We start from the raw sequence: 20,497 nt of genomic DNA on the forward strand, positions 1-20,497 counted from the left end.
CCCCGTAATATTGGTTCAGCTTGTCAGAAAAGCTTCATAAAAAGAGGCCGTCACGCTGGGATCGCATGAGGTCCGTCACCTTGTCGTCCGGTTTTTCGTGCAGCACCACCCGCAATTCGACGACCAAGTCGCCGCTGTCCCCGTCGGCCCCGCGCAAGCCTTTTCCGGCGATGCGGATCTCCTTGTCGGAGCCCGACCACGCCGGCACCGTCACCGTGAGCGGTCCGTTCGGCGCATCGATCGTCGTTTCGCAGCCGAGAACCGCGCTCTGAAGATCGATCGGCAATGTGGTCACGAGGTCGAGACCGCGGGTCCGGAACGGGCCGTCCTGGCGGAGGCGCAGGGTTGCCACCACATCGCCGCGCGCCATACCGGCAACGCGGTAGCCCTGCTCCTTCAGGCGGATCGCCTGGCCGTCCGCAGCGCCGGCCGGGATGGGGACCTTCAGCAGTTCTCCGTCCGGAAGCTCCACCGGCACCCGCGCGAGATTGATCACGTCCTCGACACTGGCGTGAACGTCGACGGCAAGATCCGGCACCTTCTCGGCCGTCTTCGCGATGCGTCCGCGAATACGCTGAACGATCGCCGCGACCAGATCCGCCGCCGGCATGATCGAGCGACGGGCAAACGCGTCGGCTTTCGGCTGCTCTTGTTTTGCTTCGGCGGCGAGCTCGGTTTTGGCTTCCACCGGCGCACGTTCCCGTTCGGCGGCACGCACGGAGGATTTCGGCCTGGCGGCAGCGGGCTGCGGCTCGACGCCGAATATGCGCGAAATCGCTTCCTCGGCCGTTTCGGTGCCGACAGGGTCCTCCGGCACCTCCGCGCCTCGCATCTTCTCCTTCATCGCCTCCATGCGACGAAGCTCCGCCTCGCGCCGCGCCCAATCGTAACGGCTTCTGCGCACCGGATCGCGAAGCAGCTCATAGGCCCTGCCCGCTTCCGCGAAGCGTTCGTTGGCGGAGGGATCGTCCTGATTGTGATCGGGGTGGACCGCTCTGGCGACGGAGCGCCAGGCCGCCTTGATTTCCTCTTGCCCGGCGGTGCGACGCACACCAAGAATTGCATAGGGATCGCGCATGGCTGCTATCGTTTTCTCTACTCGGCGGTCCTTCCCCGGATGCCCGCCTGACACCTCACGACGAGCGAAGAGGGTCTGCGAGACCTTCTCCGTCACCGGGCGATGATCGGGCGAAGTTGCTAACTATCGGTTAGTCGGAAGCGGGGACGCGGTGCCGAAAACATCGTCCGGGACGCTTCGCCGGCCGCTTTGCGGCAATATGGTTAACCTGCGATTTCAGCTCCGCGGGCCGAAGCTCGTCAGGTACCATTCCCCGTTGCCGAGCTGGCAGGTGTTGCCATCGAACTTGGCAATGCCCTCGAAGGAGTGCCGGGTCGTCGTGAAGCGGCGGCAACGCATGCCCGAGGCATGGTCTTCCTGGATGCTGCTGATGACGCCGGCGCTGCCGGAATTTGCATTTGCCCAGGGGATGGTGCTGTCCTTGCCCTGACTGATGTCGGCAGCGGTAACGAGGTCGCGCACGGCTATGGCATCGGAAAGGCCGTCGGATGTCTTCGCCACCGGCACGGTTCCGGTCGAGACCGAACGATCGACGCCCGATCCCCCGAAGACGTCGAGGCCCGCGCCCATGCACCCCGGCAGGGCGAGAATCGTCACGCAAATTGCCGCGCTGCGCAGCAATGCGAAGGAAAGACCCTTCTTGCCATCGTTCCGCTTTGCTATGTCTTGCACGGCATTCCTGTCAGACTCGCCAGAGCGCACCACGTCCCAAGGAAGTCCGCAGGCAGGCTCTGACATTATTACGATGCGGAAACGCCACTCGGCTCATCCCGAAGCGTTCCCGCGCCAGACACACGGCATTGGAAAACAATATGACCGCGAACGAGTTAACAACCGGTGACTTCACGGAAGCAAGCGAGCCCTTTTCCCTTTTTGGCACATGGCTGAAGGAAGCCGAAAAGAGCGAGGTGAACGATCCGAACGCCGTCGCCCTTGCGACCGTCGACCCGGATGGCATGCCCAATGTACGCATGGTCCTGCTCAAGGGGTTCGACGAACGCGGCTTCGTCTTGTACACGAATTTCGAAAGTCAGAAAGGCCGGGAAATGCTTGCGACCCCAAAGGCGGCCCTGTGTTTCCACTGGAAATCGCTGCGCCGCCAGGTGCGTCTGCGCGGTCCGGTCGAAGTCGTCTCCGACCAGGAAGCCGACGAATATTTCATGAGCCGGCCCCGCGGCAGCCGCATCGGCGCCTGGGCATCGAAGCAGTCCCGGCCGCTCGAAAGCCGCTTTGCGCTGGAGAAGGCCGTCGCCGAATACACGGCGCGGCATGCGATCGGCGAGATTCCACGTCCGGACTACTGGTCCGGATTCCGCATCCGTCCACTGTCGATCGAATTCTGGCACGACCGTCCCTTCCGGCTGCACGACCGTGTCGAGTTCCGCCGCGAAACGCCGGACGGCGGTTGGACGAAAGTGCGGATGTATCCCTGACGGAAAGACGCTGCCACCGCGCCTCAAGCTGCCTGGCGGGCAAAGAGCCGGAACGGGATGCCGGAACCGAGCGCGGTCACATAGCGCGCGGCCTGGAAATGGCCGTTGAGCGAAATGCGTGGCAGCGCATGAGGATTGGCGGCCTCGGACAGCATGCCGGGCTGCGTCGTCACCGCCACGGCAAAACCGAGTTCCGCCGCCAGCCGATGATCGCGGGGCGAAACCGCGAGCCTGTCCCCATAGGGATAGGCGAAGCTCGTGGGCCGGCGACCGGTGATCGTCCCGACGCGTTCGGCGGAGGCTGAGATTTCGCGGCTGGCCTCGTCGTCGCCAAGCCGCGCAAGTGCGCGATGGCTGATCGTGTGTCCGCCGAGGCTCGCAAGCGGGCTTCGGACCAGGCTCCGAAGACCCACTTCATCCAGCGTCAAACGCTCGGTGATGGCCAGCGGATCGATGCCGTGCTCCTGCGCGGCCCTGTTTAGTGTCGCGAGCGCATGGGCCTCATCGCTGCCATGGACGTAAGCGGCGATCCGATCGAAGGCGGCCTGCTTCTGCGCAAGGTTTTCGCTCGCCACCGCCTCCTCGCCTGCGCCGAAATCGAAGCGAAACCTGCGACAGACGGACAGGAGATCGGCGAGCGTTTCCCACCAGAGCGTATGGCTGCGGTCGATGTAACCGGCGGTGACGAAAACGGTGAAGGGCACGCCGTGGCGCTCGAAGACCGGCAGGGCGTGATCGAGATTATTGCGGTAGCCGTCATCGAGAGTGAAGCAGGCGAAGGGCCGGGTATCGGCGGAAGCAAGGCAGGCGGGCAGGTCGTCCAGCGGGATGAAGCGATAGCCGTCCCGCTTCAAAGTCACGATCGCCTCTTCGAGGAATTCCGGTGAGATTTCCAGATGGGCGTTGGGATCGAAAGCCCGCGCAACCCTCGGGCGAACATGGTGCAGGGTGAAGATCGCCCCGCGCCCGCGGGCCGCCCCCATCAGCCGTGCCCGCGCAAGCAGATGCGCAGCTTCGAGCCCGCCGGTGATAGCGGCGCGCTTGGCATGGTAGCGGACCAAACCCGCAAAGCCGTGTTTCATCTTCTTCCGTCTTCTCAAATCGTCCTGTCGAGCGTGGATGGGCGTTGCGGCCCGGACGGTAACTTCTGCGGGGTTAAGCCTTGCTGAATCGGCCGGGCGGCGCGAAAGAGCGGGCCGCCTTTTGTGCGGCGAGGTTGCAACGACGCCTCGAGCCTGTCAAAACAGCGTACCGCGTCGATATCGGCCGCACATCTCTATGAGGGGGAGTTCGATGACGAGCTTTCGATTGGCTCTGGCGACGATCGCCGTGCTTTTCTTCGGTGCCGTTCAGGCAATGGCAGGCAACGCCTCTCTTGTCGTCGACGCTCGGACGGGCCGGGTTCTCTCTGCCGAAAACCCCGACACGCTCCACCATCCCGCGTCTCTCACCAAGATGATGACGCTCTACATGACCTTCGAAGCGCTTCACCGCGGCCAGATCGCCTGGAAAACGCCTGTGCCCATGTCCGTGACCGCTGCACGCAAGCCGCCGACGAAGCTCGGCGTCAAGGCCGGAGGAACGATCACCGTCGAAGAGGCTGTCTACGGCATGATCATTCGTTCGGCCAACGACGCGGCGGCAGCCATGGCCGAACGGCTTGGCGGTTCCGAGGAAGGCTTTGCGAGAATGATGAACGCAAAAGCGCGCCAGCTCGGCATGAACCGCACATTCTTCGTCAACGCTTCGGGTCTGCCGGCAAGCGAACAGGTGACCACGGCTCGCGATATGGCGCGGCTCGCCGTTGCCCTCATGCGACACTATCCGCGCGAGTACCGCCTGTTCTCGGTCCAGAGTTTCGCCTTCCGCGGCCGTGTGATCCGAGGCCACAACAATCTGATGTATCGATACCAGGGGATGGACGGCATCAAGACCGGCTACACGCGGGCCTCCGGCTACAATCTCGTAAGCGCGGTGAGCGACGGCAACCGCCGCATCATCGGCGTGGTGCTCGGCGGGCGAAGCGCGCGAAGCCGTGATGAGAAGATGGCGGCGCTCCTCGACCAGCACCTGGGCAGGGTCTCCTCGCCCGGACGCCCGATGATCGCAGCGGCACGCGCACCCCGCCTGGCCGACGTGGCAAGCTTGCCCGGCGTTTCCTTGTCCTATGTGGGTACCCAGCCCCCGGTCGAAGCTGTCGCCGCAGCGCCGACGGAAGCTATCGTCCCGGCGGACCGGCCAACCGCAGTGGCGGCCGCGGGCACGAAACCACCGGCGAGCGGCTGGAGAATTCAGATTTCCTCCGCACCGACCGCGGAAGGCGCGCGCAAGATGCTCGTCGAGGCACAATCGGCTGGCGGCGCGGCCCTTCTCGGCGCCGCCCCCACACCGAGGCCGCAGGCTCGGGCGGAGCCTATCGCGTAGGTTTCGTAGGCTTCGCCAGTCGCGAAGCGGCGACGACCGCCTGCAGCATCCTGAAGAAGCGGTCCTATGACTGCGTCCTGCTTCCTGATGGGGGTGAGTCCGCAACAGCTGAAAGAACGCTTCCCCCGCCGCAGTGGCGGCTGCCCTCACATCCGTAACAAGCACAAAGATGAGGGCACGTTGTCAGGCCTGCGTGCCGCCGACGGTGATCTGATCCATGCGCAGGTGTGGCTGGCCGACGCCGACCGGCACCCATTGGCCGGCCTTGCCGCAATTGCCGATGCCGGTATCGAGCTTCGTATCGTTTCCGACCATCGTCACCCGCTTCATCGCATCCGGACCGTTGCCGATCAGCATCGCACCCTTGACGGGCGCTCCGACCTTGCCGTTCTCGATCAGATAGGCCTCGGTGCAGCCGAAGACGAATTTGCCTGAGGTAATATCGACCTGGCCGCCGCCGAAGGAGACGGCATAGATGCCCCTCTTCACCGACGAGATGATTTCATCGGGCGTGCGGTCGCCGGCAAGCATGTAGGTGTTGGTCATGCGCGGCATGGGCACGTGGGCGTAGCCCTGGCGGCGGCCGTTTCCGGTCGGTTCCATGCCCATCAGACGGGCGTTCTGCCGGTCCTGCATATAGCCGACGAGCTTGCCGTCCTCGATCAGGACATTGTAGCCGGACGGCGTTCCCTCGTCGTCGATCGAGATGGAGCCCCGCCGCGCTTCGATCGTGCCGTCGTCGACGACCGTCACGCCCTTCGCAGCGACCTGCTCGCCGAGCAGCCCGGCGAAAGCGGAGGTCTTCTTGCGGTTGAAATCGCCCTCCAGGCCGTGGCCGACGGCTTCGTGCAGCATGACGCCCGGCCAGCCGGAGGCAAGCACGACATCCATGGTGCCGGCCGGCGCATCGATCGCCTCGAGGTTCACGAGCGCTTGCCGCAAAGCCTCTTCCGTCCCGCTTTTCCAGTTTTCCTCGGTTATGAAATCGCCGAAGCCGCGCCGTCCGCCGATACCGAAGGAGCCGCTTTCCTGGCGGTCGCCCTCGCCGACCACGACGGAGATGTTGATCCGCGTCATCGGCCGGACATCGTGGACGCGGTGCCCGTCGGCTCTCAGAATATCCACGACCTGCCAGCTCGCCGCGAGCGTCGCGGTCACCTGGCGGACCTTCGGCTCCTTGGCGCGCAGATAGGCGTCGATCTCCTGAAGCAGCTTGACCTTCGTCTCGAAACTCGGCTCGCCGATGGGGTTCTCGTCGCCGTAGAGCTTTTTGTTGGTGCGCTGCGGGGCTGCCGCGTAGGAGCCGGAATAGCCTCGGGTCACCTGCTCCACGGCGTCCGCTGCCCTCTTCAGGGCCGCAAGCGACAGTTCGCCGGCATGGGCATAGCCGACGGCTTCGCCGGCGACGGCCCGCAGACCGAAGCCCTGGTCGGTGTTGAAACTCCCGCCCTTCAGACGGCCATTGTCGAAGGAAAGCACCTCCGCCTGCGCATGCTCAAGGAAGAGTTCGCCGTCATCGGCGCCGGCAAGCGTCTCGGAGAGAACCTTGCGGACCGTCGCCTCGTCCGCATCGAAGAGGCTCATCAGGTTGGTGTCCATGGTTCTGCTCCCTGCCGTGAAGGATTGGGTCGTGAAACTTACTGGCTCCATTTAGGGAGCGCCGGCCCGCAAGCCAAGAAAAAACAAAGCACGGAAAATCGGTCAGGAAAGGGCAGCGTTCCAGCCATCGAGCAATTTGACCTGCTCGACGCCGGCAAAGCGGGCGATGCGGTCGAGTTCGGCCATAAGCTTTTCCATCCGGCCCGAAGAGGGTTTGACGCCGCGCTCCAGCCAGAGGCGCCGAACGTCGAGGCTTCCGCGCTTGCGATCGGCCTTCATGTCGATGCGGCCGATCAGCCGGTCGCCTTCGAGCAGGGGAAGACATAATAGCCATATTCCCGCTTCGGCTCCGGTACGAAAACCTCGATACGGTAGAAGAAATCGAAGAGCCGTTCGGCCCGGTTCCGGTCGCGCAGCAGCGGATCGAAGGGGCTCAGCACCCGGACGCGGGCGGGCGGGTCGGGAATGTCGCCGAGCCCGTCGGGAAAGCCGGCGAACGCAAAGGACGGGCGCGGCTTGCCGCCATTGGCAGATTCGATGACGATCTCGCACAGTTCGTCCCGATGGGCAGCGACCCAGTCCTTCGCCTCGTCCGGCGATACGAGATCCCAGAAGGCGGCGATCTCGCCGTGGGTGGCGAAGCCCAGCCGCTCGAGCGCGCTGCGGCAGGCCCAGTCGATGAACTCCTCATGCGCGACCTCGCCGTCGTAATGGCGAGCCGGAATGACGCGTTCCGTCAAATCATAGACCTTCTGGAAATTTTCGCGCCGGGCGATCGCAAGCTTGCCCTGGCGCCAGAGCACCTCGAGTGCCGTCTTCGACGGGTGCCAGTTCCACCAGCCGCCGGATTCGTGGCCGTCCTCCTTAAGGTGGCGCGCCATGACGGCGCCATTGTTCGCGATCCTCGCATAGGTCTCCTCGCAGCCCGCGTCGAAGTCTTCTCCGCGCCATTTGCGCCAGCGCTCGCGGAGCGTTTCGCTCTCCCATTTGAAGCGATGCTTCCAGTAGACGAAGAAGGTGCTCGGTATGATCGAAGCGTCGTGGGTCCAATGTTCGAAGAGCTCGCCGTCCTTTTCGAGAAGCTCGGCCAGATGCTCGCGGCGATAGGTCTGATTGCGGGAAAAGAGAATCTGATGATGGGCCCGCTCGACGGTCGCTATGCTGTCGACCTGCACGAAACCCATGTCGTGAATCAATTGCAGCAAGCCGTCCTTGCCGAGCGCGCGATGCGGCGCGGCCGAGAGCCCCTGCTTGGCGAGAAAGATGCGCCGGGCATCGCGATTGGAAAGGCGAATCGTCATGAACAGAGAGTAGGCTTTTATTCCCAAGTTTCAAACGTGAGTCGGCAACAGACGTGTTGTTTACACTACATTGCCCTTTACGATCGACTTGTCCTATAGAGCGATCACGCAAAACATCGCGAGGACCGACGCTTGGAAATCCGCTTTACCGATTGCTCGGTCAGCTTCGGCGAACGGGTCGCGCTTCAACCTCTGAGCCTTGCCCTCGATGAGCGGCGGGTCGGCGTCATCGGTCTCAACGGCTCCGGAAAGACCACATTCGCACGGCTGATCAACGGGCTCGTCAAGCCGACGACCGGACGGGTCAAGGTCAACGGCCTCGACACGGTCGAGGACGACAGGGCAGTGCTCGCAGAAGCCGGCTTCATCTTTCAAAATCCGCAGCACCAGCTGATCATGCCGATCGTCACCGACGATATCGCCTTCGGGCTCAAGAACCGGGGGCTGCCTGCGCATGAGATCTCGTCGCGGACCGAGGCAGTCCTTGTACGCTTCGGCGTCAGCCACCTCGCACGGAGGCGGGTGCACGAGCTTTCCGGAGGCGAAACGCAACTCGTCGCCATGGCAAGCGTCATCGTCACCGGCCCGAAAATTCTGATCCTCGACGAGCCGACCAATCAGCTCGACCTCAGAAATCGCCGGATGGTCGCCGAGACGATCGACACGCTCGACGAAGACACGATCGTCATCACCCATGATCTGGCGCTGGCCGAGAGCGCCGAACGGGTCCTGCTCTTTCACGAGGGCCGCCTTGTTGCCGACGGTGGGCCGACCGAAACCATCCGGCGCTATCACGAGGTCGCCGGATGCTGACGAGCCTCTATGTCGAGGGAAGAAGCTGGTTTCACCGCGTGCCGGTGCGCGCCAAGCTTGTCGCGCTCGCCGTCTTGAGCATCGCGCTCTTCGCGACGGACTCACCCTTCCTGCTGCTGCCTGCCTTTCTCCTCAGCGGTTGGCTTTACCTCTCGCTCGGGCTGAAACCGCGCGAAGCGCTGTCGCGCGTCGGTTTCGTTTTCTTCACCATTCTGATCCTTGCCGCGGTCAATCTGTTCCTCGTTCCCGTGCCGCAAGTCGCGGCGCTCGTCTTGCGGCTGATGGCGCTCGTCCTCTTTGCAGCCGCGGTCACGGCGACCACGACGATCGGCGCTTTCATGGACGAGGTAACGATCCTCCTGAAGCCGCTGGAGCGCCTCGGTCTCTTGAGGGCGGCAGATGTCGGTCTGGCGCTTGGGCTCGTGCTGCGGTTCGTGCCCGACATCTTCGCCCGGTATCAGGCACTCGCCGAAGCGCATCGGGCACGCGGGCTGCCGGTCCGGCCGTTGACCATCATCGGCCCGCTGATCATCCTGACGCTGAAAGATGCGGACACGATCGCGGCCGCCATTGACGCGAGGGGATTTCGCCGTCAATAAATTCGCTTTTTCTAATAAAAGGTAGGGCTATATGAACACCAGAGATCTCGTCCTCGTTGCGCTTTTCACTGCCATCATCGTCGTGCTCGGCCTCGTACCGCCGATCACGCTCGGCTTCATTCCCGTTCCGATCACGGCGCAGTCTATGGGCGTGATGCTCGCCGGCTGCATCATCGGCGCGAAGCGCGGCGCCCTCGCCTTTCTCCTGCTCATCCTGCTCGTCACGATCGGACTGCCGGTACTTTCCGGCGGCCGCGGCGGACTCGCCGTCCTGGCCGGCCCCTCGGGCGGGTTCATCTTCGGCTGGGCAGTTGCCGCCTTCGTTACCGGGCTGATCGCCGAGCGCTTCGTCCAGTCCACGAATTCGGAAGCGCGCCAATTTGTCGGCTTCTTCCTCGCCTCGGTCCTCGGCGGCATCGTCGTGCTCTATGGGATCGGGGTTCCGTGGCTCTCTGCCGTCACCGGCACGCCTCTGATGGCCGCCGCAACCGGTTCGCTCGTCTTCATTCCGGGCGACCTGTTGAAGGCCGCGATCGCGACGCTCGCCGCCCGGGCCGTCTACGCCGGCTATCCGCTGCTGCCGGCGCGCGTCTGACGCAGTGCCGCTCTCCGAGGCAATCGCGATCCATGCGAGCGAACGCCCGTATTCCCCGGCCTTCCGCATGGAAGGCCGGGTTTTCACCTTTGGCGACCTTGCCGCGGAGGCCGGACGCATCCTCTCGGCCATCCACCGCACGGGTGCACAGGCGACAGAAGAAAGCATACTTTCCGGGCGCGCGCGGCTGGTCGCGCTCGAAACGGGAAATCACCCGCTTTTTCCCGCCGCTTTCCTTGCCGCGACCGCGGCCGGCCATTGCGCCGCCCTGATCGACCCGCATCTGCCGGAGATCGCGCGCCAACGGATGAAAGAGCGCCTGCGGCCGGAGATCGTCATCCGCGCCGAACGCGATCTCTTGCGCATCGACGTGCCGTCGGCAGGACAAAGCCGTCTGCTGCAAGGCGCCTCCGACGCGCCGCCCGCAATCCCCCCGGCTGCGGCGGTGATCCCTTTCTCATGGTCTTCACGTCGGGCACGACCGGCGATCCGAAGGCGATCATCCGCGACCGCCGGTCCTGGCGGGCGAGCCTTGAGACCGGGCAGAGCTTTTTCGGGCTTGGGCCGGAGACGACGACTTACGCGCCGGGACCGTTGGCGCACGGCCTGACGCTTTACGCGCTTGCGGAAACCCTGACGGCCGGAGCGGAATTCGTGGGCGCTCGGCACTTCGAGGCAGATCAGGCTTTGGCCACGATCGCGGCCACCGGAGCGAAACGGCTGGTGCTGGTGCCGACGATGCTGCGGCGGCTCTGCGAGCGCGCGGCCGGTTCGCCGTTGACATCGGTCAGACGGATTACCGTCGCCGGAGCCAAGCTCACGCCGGCGGATCGGGAAGCGGCGACACGGGCTTTTCCGGAGGCTCAGGTCACGGAATATTACGGCGCCTCGGAACTCGGCTTCATCAGCGTTTCCCGGCCGACGGACAGGCACACGCCGACCGCAGTCGGAAAGGCCTTTCCCGGCGTTCGCCTGGAGATCCGGGACGAGAAAGGCGAGCGCCTTCCCGCAGGAGAAACGGGCACGATCTTCGTCGAAAGCGAGCTCATATCCGACGGTTACATCGCGGGCGGCGACGGAGCGGGATTCCGCCGGCAAGGAAAGCTCGCGACGGTCGGCGACCTCGGTTTCCTTGACGAGAGCGGCACGCTGCACCTCATCGGCCGGGCGGGCGGGATGGTGGTCTCCGGCGGGAACAACATCTATCCATCGGAGGTGGAGATCGTGATCCAGGGAGCCGGCGGCGTGAACGCGGCCCTTGTCTTCGGTCTCGATCATCCGGATCTCGGCAGCGAGCTTGCGGCGGTGATCGAGCCCGGCGCCGGATTCGATCATGCGGCACTCGAACGTCATCTTGCCGCCGCCCTGCCGCGCTACAAGCGCCCGCGCAGGATATGGCTCTGCCGGAAGATGCCGATGACCGCCTCCGGCAAGGTCGCGGCGGGAGAGCTTCGGCAATGGATCGCGGAGGAGAACAGTGCCCTTGAACGCCTCCTCTGACCCCGAACGCACCCCGGTCGTCATCGCCGCACTGCGAACGCCGGTCGGCCGCGTCAACGGCAGCCTTGCCGCGATCGAGCCTGCAAGCCTTGCCGCCTTGCTGATCGAAAGGATCATTGCGGATACCGGCATCGACCGGGCAGAGATCGACGACGTGATCGTCGGCAATGCCGCCAACAGTGCCGGCAATCTCGCACGTCTCGCCGCGCTGGAGGCAGGATTGCCAGTCGCAATTCCGGGCGTCACCGTCGACCGTCAATGCGGCTCCGGGCTGGAGGCGATCGTCCTTGCGGCTCGGCAGATCCAGGCCGGCGCGGGTGGTTTCTACCTTGCCGGAGGCACCGAGAGCGCCAGTCGCGCGCATATCCGCCTTCGGCCCCCGCTCACGCGCGGCGAAGAGCCACAGCCGGTCCAGCGCGCGCGGATGGCGCCCGATTCGATCGGCGATCCGGATATGGGCGTTGCAGCGGAGAACGTCGCCACGGCCTGCGGCATCTCGCGTGAGCGGCAGGACCGGTTTGCGCTCGAAAGCCACCGACGCGCCGTCGCGGCCGAAGCGGCAGGCCGGTTCTCGCGCGAGATCGTGCCCGTGCCGACATCATCAGGGCCTGTCGCAAGGGATGAGTGCCCTCGCGCAAACGCATCTGCCGAGACGCTCTCGCGATTGAGGCCGGTTTTCGTTGCTGGCGGCACCGTCACCGCCGGAAATGCATGCCCGGTCAATGACGGCGCGGCGATGGTACTGATGACGAACCTCGCGGAGGCGCGCAGGCGCGGTGTCGCCTTCGGTCTCGTCTTCACCGATGCGGCGACGGCCGGCGTCGAACCGAAGCTGCTCGGCCTCGGCCCCGTCCCCGCCATGGCGAAGCTTCGCGCGCGCAATCCCGCGCTCGATGTGGCCCGCGTCGATTTCATCGAATTCAACGAGGCCTTCGCCTCGCAGGTTCTCGGGAGCCTCGACCAGCTCGATATCGCACCCGAACGCGTCAACAGCGACGGCGGCGCGATCGCGCTCGGCCACCCTTATGGTGCTTCCGGCGCCATTCTCGTCGTCCGGCTGTTCTCGCAGATGTTCGCGGCCTCCTCCCCGGCGGAAGGGCTGGCCATGATGGGCATCGGCGGCGGCATGGGGATCGCCGCCCACTTCAGCAGCTGCAGACCGGATCAGGCGGCATAGCCGGCGAGCCATTCCCGGGTTGGGGCCGGCACCTGTACCGGTTGATGGCGGGCACGGTCGACGGCCACCCAGACGATCTCCACCTCGGCGGCAAGTTTGTCGCCGGTCTCGACGCGCACGGCAAAACCTATGGAGCTGCCGCCGATCTTCGCGACGGTCACCGTAAAGCGCGCGGGATCGTCGAAGCGCAGACCACGATGGAAGATGCAGGCGGAGCGGCGGACGAGATAGGCCGGTTCTTCCGCGATTGCCGGCCGGTGCCGCCAGAGATTGGCAAGCGCGGCCTCCGCATGCGCATAATAGGCCGCATTGTGCATATGGCCGTGCATGTCTATATCGCGGAACGGAATGCGGACTTCCGTGACATTTTCCCGCTCTGTGCCGTCCATGCGAGGCTCCCCGATGCGCTCCACACTCGTTAGACAGTTTGGCGACCCCGGACAAGTCATCGAGCTCGTGGACGCACCCCGCCCTGCCGCAGGCGCGGGCGAAGTCGAGGTCGAGATATCGCTCGCGGCAATCAATCCTTCGGACCTGATCCCCGTTACGGGCGCCTACAGCGCGCGCACCGTCCTGCCTTTCGTCCCCGGCTTCGAGGGCGTCGGCATCGTCAGGCGCGTCGGGCCGGACGTGCAAGGCTTCAAGGCCGGAGATCGGGTCGTCCCGATCGGCGCGAGCGGACTTTGGCAGCAATTCCTCCTCCGACCTGCCGAATGGTGCTTTCGCGTGCCGGACGGGATCGAAAACGCACAGGCGGCGATGAGCTATGTCAATCCGCTAACGGCGTTGAGGCTTGTCGAAGCGCTGCGGGAGCATTTCGGATCGCTCGAGGGCATGGATGTCGGCGTGACCTCTGCGGGCTCTGCCATCGGCGGCATGCTGATGAAGCTGCTTGCGCTCGAAGGCGCGGTGCCGACGGCCATGCTTCGCAGCGAGAGGAGACGCGGCCGTCTCGGCGAGGCACACCGGATCCTGGTGGCCGACAGGGGCGATCTCCTCATGGACAGCCAATTCGATGCGGTGCTGGATGCCGTCGGCGGCGCGCTGGCGGGCGAGCTGATCGGGCGGTCCATCCGCCCCGGCGGGACCTTCATCCAATATGGAGCGCTCAGCGGCGCACCCGTGCCTCAGACGGCGATCAGCGGCCGGCCCGACATACGTTTCGCCTTTCTTTGGCTGAGAACCTGGGTGCATTCCGCCGGCCGGGAGGCACTCGAAGCCGCTTTCCTGCGCAGCTTCGCCGGGCTGCAGAGCGGCCTCTTTACCAGCCCTGTTGCCGCCACCTACCCCTTGAGCAGGCTTGCCGACGCCCTTGCGCATCAGGCCGACCCGGATCGCGACGGCAAGATCCTGCTCGATCCGCGCTGTTGAAAATCGGCAGTTTCGCGTCGCGCGCCATGGATTTTGACAGGCATGCGCACTAGGTTCGCCGGATGACCACGCATCTCTACGAAAATCCGGTCTTCCTGAAGCACGAGGTCCCGGAAGGGCACCCCGAACGGCCGGATCGGCTGAAGGCCCTGAATCTTGCGTTGGAGCATCCGAATTTCGCGGATCTGGAGCGGGTCGAGGCATCGAAGGGTGACGAAAATCTGGTGTTGCTCGCTCACACGGAAGAGCACCTGCTGCGAATCAAGCGGGACATTCCGGACGAGGACATCAACCAGCTCGAGGCCGATACCTATGCAGGCCCGCAAAGCCTCGAGGCCGCGTTGACCGGCATCGGCGGTGCTGTGGCGGCTGTCGACGCGGTTTTCGCGGGCGAAGCGGACAATGCCTTCGTCGCAGCCCGCCCGCCCGGCCACCATGCCGAGAAGAACAGGGCCATGGGCTTCTGCTTTTTCAACAATGTAGCGATCGCCGCGCGCCACGCGCAGACGGCGCATGGTGCCGAACGCGTTGCCATCGTCGACTGGGACGTCCACCACGGCAACGGCACGCAGGACATTTTCTGGGACGACCCGTCGGTGCTCTTCTGCTCCACGCATCAGATACCGCTCTATCCCGGTACCGGTGCCAAGGACGAGACGGGCGTCAGGAACAATGTCGTCAATGCGCCGATTTCGCCCAATAGCGGCAGCGAGCATTTCCGCGATGCCTTCCGTTCGCGCGTGCTGCCCGCGCTTGAAAATTTCCGGCCCGATTTTCTTCTGATTTCCGCCGGCTTCGACGCCCACCACCGCGATCCATTGGCCCAGATCAATCTGGTCGGCGAAGATTTCGACTGGGCGACGGGTCGTCTCATTGACGTTGCCGGCAGGAGCGCCGGCAACCGCATCGTCAGCCTGCTCGAAGGCGGCTATGACTTGCAAGGCCTGGCCGAGTCGGCCGGTCTGCATATCCTGAGATTGATGAGAGGGTAATTCATGGACAACAATGCGCAACCGGACGTTTCCGCCCTCTCCTTCGAGCAGGCCGTCGAGGAATTGGAACGTATCGTTTCGGCGCTTGAACGCGGCGACGTCGCACTCGACAAATCGATCGAGATCTACGAGCGCGGCGAGGCCCTGAAGAAGCACTGCGAGGCCCTGTTGAAGGCGGCAGAGGACCGTATCGAAAAGATCCGCCTCGACCGCGCCGGCCGGCCGCAGGGAGTCGAGCCGCTCGACGCGGAGTAGTTTTCATTCCAGGCGAGATTCGCCCTCATCCGGCCTGCCGGCACTCCCAGCAGGCGAGGCGAAGGGACAAGCGGCACGCATCGGTGCAAACCCGCCTGCGGAACTCGAAACAGAAACACTCCGTCTCCCGATTGCCGCTACCGAACCGGAAGCACTGACGGTAGTCTTCAGTGAATGCCATCAACCGGAGCGCCTGCCATGTCCTTCTTTCCCGGTCCCGATCCGCTCGCCGGCGACAAGCCCGCCTGCGACGCAATCGAGCATCTGATCATCCCGCGTACCAGCGATATCGGCGGCCTGCAGGTCAGGCGGGCGCTGCCGACGGCAAAGCGCCGGCTCGTCGGTCCTTTCATCTTCTTCGACCGGATGGGCCCGGCGCTGCTGCGTGCCGGCCAGGCGATCGACGTCCGCCCGCATCCGCATATCGGGCTTTCGACCGTCACCTACCTGTTCGACGGCGAGATCAAGCACCGCGACAGCCTCGGCACCGAAATGGTCATTCGCCCCGGCGACGTGAACCTGATGACCGCCGGGCGCGGCATCGTGCATTCGGAGCGCTCGCCGGAAAACCAGCGCGGGCACGAACGCTCTCTTTCAGGACTGCAGACCTGGCTGGCGCTGCCCGACGCCATGGAGGAGATCGATCCGGTCTTCGCGCATACCGAGGAGCGCATGCTGCCGCATCTTGCCGACGGCGGGGTTCGCGCGCGCGTCGTCATCGGTCAGTTCGAAGGGGCGGCTTCGCCCGTCTCCACCTTTACCGATACGATCTATGTCGACCTGATGATCGAGCCCGGCAAGAGCGCGCCTTTCGCGGCCAACTGGGAAGAGCGCGCACTCTACATCCTTGCCGGCGAAGCGATCATCGCCGGCGACCATTTCGACGACAATCAACTCCTCGTCTTTCGTCCCGGCGACGAAATCACCATCACCGCGGGGCCTGCGGGCTGTCACGTGATGCTCTTCGGCGGGGCAGCGCTCGGCTCGCCGCGCCATATCTGGTGGAACTTCGTTTCCTCCTCCAAGGAGCGGATCGACAAGGCAAAGGAAGAATGGCGCACGGGACGCTTCGATATCGTGCCGGGAGACGAGGAAGAGTTCATACCCTTGCCCGCAAGCTGATCTCCGTTAAGCTCGTTTTCAGGGATTGGATCGCGATGCGACGGAAAACCGCGCAGGTTTTCCTCATCCCGCCCTTGGTTGAAGCCGCAGGAAAGCCTAATTTTGCATTCAACGGCGATTACCTCTAAGAAAGAGCCGTTCCGACGACCCAACAACAATGCGCGCGCCTATCTCCGGCGCGCATGAGGCATGCAGCGTGACACAACTGCCAACCAATCCGATGCCGGCAACTCCCCTGCTCGATAAGGTCGAATATCCCGACGATCTGAAGAAGATCGACGACAGGGACCTGCCGCAGCTGGCGGCCGAATTGCGTGCCGAGATGGTCGATGCCGTGTCGCGCACCGGGGGGCATCTGGGCGCGGGCCTCGGCGTCGTCGAACTGACGATCGCCATCCACAAGATCTTCGACACGCCGCATGACCGCTTGATCTTCGATGTCGGACACCAGTGCTATCCGCACAAGATCCTGACCGGCCGGCGCGATCGCATCCGCACCTTGCGCCAGGAAGACGGGCTCTCGGGCTTCACCCGGCGGGCGGAAAGCGAATACGACCCCTTCGGCGCAGCGCACTCCTCCACCTCGATCTCGGCCGGTCTCGGCATGGCTGTCGCCGCCGAACTCGACGGCAAGAGCCGCAATGTGATCGCGGTGATCGGCGACGGCGCGATGTCGGCCGGGATGGCCTTCGAAGCGCTTAATAATGCCGGCGCGCTCGATGCGCGCCTCATCGTCATTCTCAACGACAACGACATGTCGATCGCACCACCGACGGGCGCGATGAGCGCCTATCTGGCGCGGCTCGCCTCCGGGCGGACCTATATGGGCATTCGCGAGGTCGGCAAGAAACTCACTGCCTATCTCGGCAAGACCGTCGACCGGGCGATCACCCGCGCGGTGGAGCATGCCCGGGGCTACGTCACCGGCGGCACGCTCTTCGAGGAGATGGGCTTCTACCATATCGGTCCGATCGACGGACACTCCTTCGACCACCTGCTTCCGGTCCTGCGCAACGTTCGCGACAATGCGAAAGGCCCGGTCCTGATCCATGTCGTCACGCAGAAGGGCAAGGGCTATCCGCCAGCGGAAGCCGCGGCCGACAAGTATCACGGCGTCAACAAATTCGACGTGATTACCGGGGCTCAGGCGAAAGCGAAGCCCAACGCACCCGCCTACACCTCCGTCTTCGCGGACGCGCTCACGCAGGAGGCGACCCTCGACGACAAGATCGTTGCGATCACTGCCGCCATGCCGTCCGGGACGGGCCTCGATAAGTTCGCCTCGGTGCATCCCTCGCGCTGCTTCGATGTCGGCATAGCCGAGCAGCATGCCGTGACTTTCGCCGCCGGCCTTGCGGCGGAGGGGTACAAACCCTTTGCGGCGCTTTATTCCACCTTCCTGCAACGCGCCTATGATCAGGTTGTCCACGACGTGGCCATCCAGGGTCTGCCGGTCCGCTTTCCGATCGACCGCGCCGGCTTCGTCGGCGCCGACGGGCCGACCCATGCCGGCTCCTTCGACACGACCTATCTGGCGACATTGCCGGGCTTCGTCGTCATGGCGGCGGCCGACGAGGCGGAGCTGAAGCATATGGTGCGCACCGCCGCGGCCTACGACGAGGGTCCGATTTCGTTCCGCTATCCGCGCGGCGAAGGCGTCGGCGTCGAGTTGCCGGAACGCGGCGAGATTCTTGCGATCGGCAAGGGCCGGATCGTCAAGCAGGGGAGCAAGGTGGCGCTGCTTTCCTTCGGCACACGGCTCGCCGATTGTCTGCTGGCGGCGGAAGACCTGGATGCCGCCGGCCTCTCGACGACCGTCGCCGACGCCCGCTTCGCCAAGCCGCTCGATCATGATCTGATCCGTCAGCTTGCCCGCCATCACGAGGTTCTGATCACCATCGAGGAAGGGGCGGTCGGCGGCTTCGCAAGCCACGTGCTGCAGTTCCTCGCGGAAGAGGGCCTCCTCGACGGCGACCTCAAGGTACGCCCCATGGTCATGCCCGACATATGGATGGAGCAGGCAAAACCGGAAGCGATGTACGCCCGTGCCGGCCTCGACCGCGCCGGCATCGTGTCCACCGTCTTCAAGGCGCTCGGCCAGAAGCACGGCGTCGGCCTCGGCGCCGCCGGCTGAGCCGTCCAAGAGTTCGCTTGCATTGCGCGGCGGGACGCGCGATGACGGCCCATGTCCCAAGATACACAGATGACGATCCGCCTCGATCAATTGCTCCTGAACAGGGGCTTGGTGGCCAGCCGCGCACGCGCACGCGACGCGATCCAGCGGGGAACCGTGAAGGTCGACGGCCGCACCGTGACCAAGCCGGCCTCGACCTTCGCGCAAAGCGTTACGCTCACCATTGACGATCCGGCGCAGGATTACGTTTCGCGTGCGGCACTGAAACTCGTCGCGGCGCTCGATCACTTCGGCCTCGATCCATCGGAGCAGACCTGTCTCGACGTCGGGGCCTCGACCGGCGGCTTTACCGAGGTGCTGCTGAAGCGCGGCGCCGCGCATGTGGTCGCCGTCGATGTCGGCCACGGTCAGATACATCCGCGCGTCGCCGAAGACCCGCGCGTGACGAACATCGAAGGCCTGAATGCCCGGTCCATGACCCGCGGCGACGTCGGTGAACGCGCCATCAATTTCATCGTCTCGGATGTCTCCTTCATCTCGCTGAAGCTGGCGCTGCCGCCGGCCCTCGGCCTGGCGGAACCGGGCGCCTGCTGCATCCTGCTCGTCAAGCCGCAGTTCGAGGCCGGCCGCGATGCGATCAGCAAGGCCGGGCTGCTGAAGGATCCGGAGAGCGCTCCGGCGGTGGCAGCCGAACTCGAGCGGTGGCTTGTCGAAGACATGGGCTGGCGAAGCCTCGGCCTGATCCCCTCGCCCATTGCCGGCGGTGACGGCAACAGCGAATTTCTTCTGGCGGGGCGCAAGCCATGAGCACCGGGATCGTGACCATCGATCGTCTCGGCGCCCAAGGCGACGGCGTCGCTCGGACAGAAGCCGGTCTCGTCTTTGCACCGTTCACGCTCCCCGGCGAGACCGTCTCGCTCGCGGTCAACAAGGCGAGCGGCACGCTGATATCGCTGAAGGAGGCCTCCCCGGAGCGGGTCGAGCCGCCATGCCGGCATTTCGGGCCGGACGGTGTCAACGGGACGTGCGGCGGCTGCACGCTGCAGCACGCATCCGACGCGCTCTACCACGCCTTCAAGCGCAATCTCGTCATCGACGCCTTGAGGTCGAAGGGACTGACGCCGGAGGTCGCCCCGCTGATCATCGCGCGGCCCGGCGATCGCCGCCGTGCCGTTTTCACCGCCCGGCGGACGGAAAAGGAACTGCTGCTCGGCTATAACCAGATGCAGAGCCATCATATCGTTTCGATCGGCGAATGTCCGATCACCAGCCCGGGCATCGTCTCGCGGCTGGCGACCATCCGCAAGATCGCCGCGGCCATGGCGTCGAGCGCCGAACCGTTCCGTATCACCGTACTCGAAACCGATACGGGCCTCGATCTCGCCTTCGAGGGGTGAAACTCAGCGACCCGCAGCGGCGCTCGACCGTCGATGCCGTTCTTGGCGAGCGAGGCATCGCGCGCGTCAGCTTGAACGGCGAGATCGTCGTCGAGCCGATCAAGCCCGCGATCGATTTCGGCGGTGTGACGGTTTTGCCGCCGCCCGGCGCCTTCACTCAGGCGACACGGCCTGCCGAAGACGCGATGGCGAAGCTGGTGCTGGCTCACGTCGGCAAGGCGAAGCGCGTTGCCGATCTTTTCGCCGGCATCGGCACTTTTGCGCTGAGGATTGCACGAACGGCACGCGTTCACGCGGTCGAAGGCGACGACAGGGCCGTGAAGGCGCTGGATTTCGCCGCACGCAACACCCAGGGGCTGAAGCCGGTGACCGCCGAGAAGCGCGATCTTTTCCGCCGGCCGATGATGGCGCAGGAATTGAAAGCCTTCGACGCCGTGGTCTTCGACCCGCCCCGGGCCGGCGCCGAAACGCAATGCCACGAGCTTGCCCGATCCGGCGTGAAGAAGGTGGCCGCCGTCTCCTGTAATCCGGTTAGCCTGGCGAGGGACCTTTCGATACTGACCGCAGCCGGTTATCGCATTACCGGGGTGACGCCGATCGACCAGTTCCTCTGGTCGGCGCATGTGGAAACGGTAGCGACGCTCGAAAAATGAAAAAGGCCCGGCAACGAACCGGGCCTTGTTTGTTCAAGCTATTCCAGACGGAAA

The 20,497-nt window shown here is 64.7% G+C and carries 17 protein-coding genes and 3 pseudogenes; 14 read left to right on the forward strand and 6 right to left on the reverse strand.

Annotated features, from left to right (window positions below; all coding sequences use genetic code 11):
• Window positions 1-34: 34 nt before the first annotated feature.
• Window positions 35-1,078 (reverse strand): DnaJ C-terminal domain-containing protein, encoded by a 1,044-nt coding sequence (locus N0Q91_RS13435; RefSeq protein WP_275596634.1) that lies wholly within the window; start codon window positions 1,076-1,078, stop codon window positions 35-37.
• A 216-nt stretch (window positions 1,079-1,294) separates the two neighbouring features.
• Entirely contained in the window at window positions 1,295-1,750 is a 456-nt protein-coding gene (locus N0Q91_RS13440; RefSeq protein ID WP_198516561.1) for an RT0821/Lpp0805 family surface protein, read from the reverse strand.
• Between the two features lie 140 nt (window positions 1,751-1,890).
• Between N0Q91_RS13440 and pdxH the strand changes: the two genes are divergently transcribed.
• Complete coding sequence (gene pdxH, locus N0Q91_RS13445) at window positions 1,891-2,511, forward strand: pyridoxamine 5'-phosphate oxidase (protein WP_018094438.1); 621 nt, start codon at window positions 1,891-1,893, stop codon at window positions 2,509-2,511.
• 23 nt (window positions 2,512-2,534) lie between these two features.
• Here pdxH and N0Q91_RS13450 read toward each other — a convergent pair whose 3' ends face one another.
• On the reverse strand, window positions 2,535-3,593 hold the full coding sequence (locus N0Q91_RS13450) for a polysaccharide deacetylase family protein (protein WP_275596635.1): 1,059 nt from the start codon (window positions 3,591-3,593) through the stop codon (window positions 2,535-2,537).
• A 211-nt stretch (window positions 3,594-3,804) separates the two neighbouring features.
• On the opposite strand from N0Q91_RS13450, the pseudogene N0Q91_RS13455 reads away from it, so the two are divergent.
• A pseudogene (locus tag N0Q91_RS13455) lies at window positions 3,805-5,030 on the forward strand (serine hydrolase); the annotation flags it as partial.
• 88 nt (window positions 5,031-5,118) lie between these two features.
• On the opposite strand, the gene tldD reads toward N0Q91_RS13455, so the two are convergent.
• A complete protein-coding gene (gene tldD, locus N0Q91_RS13460) occupies window positions 5,119-6,534 on the reverse strand; it encodes a metalloprotease TldD (RefSeq protein WP_275596636.1) in 1,416 nt (471 codons plus the stop codon).
• Between the two features lie 102 nt (window positions 6,535-6,636).
• Window positions 6,637-7,835, reverse strand: a pseudogene (locus tag N0Q91_RS13465) (winged helix-turn-helix domain-containing protein).
• A 132-nt stretch (window positions 7,836-7,967) separates the two neighbouring features.
• On the opposite strand from N0Q91_RS13465, the gene N0Q91_RS13470 reads away from it, so the two are divergent.
• The 5 genes from N0Q91_RS13470 (at window position 7,968) to N0Q91_RS13490 (ending at window position 12,519) form a co-directional block, all read left to right on the forward strand.
• Window positions 7,968-8,648 carry an energy-coupling factor ABC transporter ATP-binding protein gene (locus N0Q91_RS13470; protein WP_275596637.1) on the forward strand — a complete coding sequence of 227 codons (681 nt, stop codon included), beginning with the start codon at window positions 7,968-7,970 and terminating at the stop codon, window positions 8,646-8,648.
• The gene (locus N0Q91_RS13475; protein WP_275596638.1) at window positions 8,642-9,247 is read left to right on the forward strand and encodes a CbiQ family ECF transporter T component; all 606 of its coding nucleotides are present in this window, start codon (window positions 8,642-8,644) and stop codon (window positions 9,245-9,247) included. Before N0Q91_RS13470 ends, N0Q91_RS13475 begins: the two co-directional genes overlap by 7 nt.
• 31 nt (window positions 9,248-9,278) lie before the next feature.
• Entirely contained in the window at window positions 9,279-9,842 is a 564-nt protein-coding gene (locus N0Q91_RS13480) for a biotin transporter BioY (protein ID WP_275596639.1), read from the forward strand.
• A 258-nt stretch (window positions 9,843-10,100) separates the two neighbouring features.
• Window positions 10,101-11,342, forward strand: a complete 1,242-nt coding sequence (locus N0Q91_RS13485; RefSeq protein WP_345774907.1) for a class I adenylate-forming enzyme family protein — start codon at window positions 10,101-10,103, stop codon at window positions 11,340-11,342.
• Window positions 11,326-12,519 (forward strand): thiolase family protein, encoded by a 1,194-nt coding sequence (locus N0Q91_RS13490; protein ID WP_275596640.1) that lies wholly within the window; start codon window positions 11,326-11,328, stop codon window positions 12,517-12,519. The genes N0Q91_RS13485 and N0Q91_RS13490 overlap by 17 nt, the downstream gene beginning before the upstream one ends.
• Here N0Q91_RS13490 and N0Q91_RS13495 read toward each other — a convergent pair.
• Window positions 12,507-12,908 carry an acyl-CoA thioesterase gene (locus N0Q91_RS13495; RefSeq protein WP_100669187.1) on the reverse strand — a complete coding sequence of 134 codons (402 nt, stop codon included), beginning with the start codon at window positions 12,906-12,908 and terminating at the stop codon, window positions 12,507-12,509. The two genes, N0Q91_RS13490 and N0Q91_RS13495, sit on opposite strands and share 13 nt — an antisense overlap.
• Before the next feature lie 13 nt (window positions 12,909-12,921).
• Between N0Q91_RS13495 and N0Q91_RS13500 the strand changes: the two genes are divergently transcribed.
• From N0Q91_RS13500 to N0Q91_RS13530, 7 genes and pseudogenes are all read left to right on the forward strand, one after another.
• Window positions 12,922-13,890 carry a zinc-dependent alcohol dehydrogenase family protein gene (locus tag N0Q91_RS13500; protein WP_275596641.1) on the forward strand — a complete coding sequence of 323 codons (969 nt, stop codon included), beginning with the start codon at window positions 12,922-12,924 and terminating at the stop codon, window positions 13,888-13,890.
• 62 nt (window positions 13,891-13,952) lie between these two features.
• Complete coding sequence (locus tag N0Q91_RS13505) at window positions 13,953-14,882, forward strand: histone deacetylase family protein (RefSeq protein ID WP_018094426.1); 930 nt, start codon at window positions 13,953-13,955, stop codon at window positions 14,880-14,882.
• Window positions 14,883-14,885: 3 nt separating this feature from the next.
• Window positions 14,886-15,137: an exodeoxyribonuclease VII small subunit gene (locus tag N0Q91_RS13510; protein WP_275596642.1), complete on the forward strand. Its 252-nt coding sequence runs from the start codon at window positions 14,886-14,888 to the stop codon at window positions 15,135-15,137.
• Window positions 15,138-15,335: 198 nt separating this feature from the next.
• Entirely contained in the window at window positions 15,336-16,259 is a 924-nt protein-coding gene (locus N0Q91_RS13515) for a pirin family protein (protein WP_100669193.1), read from the forward strand.
• Between the two features lie 220 nt (window positions 16,260-16,479).
• On the forward strand, window positions 16,480-18,393 hold the full coding sequence (dxs, locus tag N0Q91_RS13520) for a 1-deoxy-D-xylulose-5-phosphate synthase (RefSeq protein ID WP_275598134.1): 1,914 nt from the start codon (window positions 16,480-16,482) through the stop codon (window positions 18,391-18,393).
• A 51-nt stretch (window positions 18,394-18,444) separates the two neighbouring features.
• Window positions 18,445-19,200, forward strand: coding sequence for a TlyA family RNA methyltransferase (locus N0Q91_RS13525; RefSeq protein ID WP_275596643.1), 756 nt, complete (start codon window positions 18,445-18,447; stop codon window positions 19,198-19,200).
• Window positions 19,197-20,443 (forward strand): annotated as a pseudogene (locus tag N0Q91_RS13530) (class I SAM-dependent RNA methyltransferase). Before N0Q91_RS13525 ends, N0Q91_RS13530 begins: the two are co-directional and overlap by 4 nt.
• Window positions 20,444-20,497: the final 54 nt, after the last annotated feature.

It is taken from the genome of Sinorhizobium prairiense, from assembly GCF_029201645.2.
Taxonomy (GTDB): Bacteria; Pseudomonadota; Alphaproteobacteria; order Rhizobiales; family Rhizobiaceae; genus Sinorhizobium; species Sinorhizobium meliloti_A.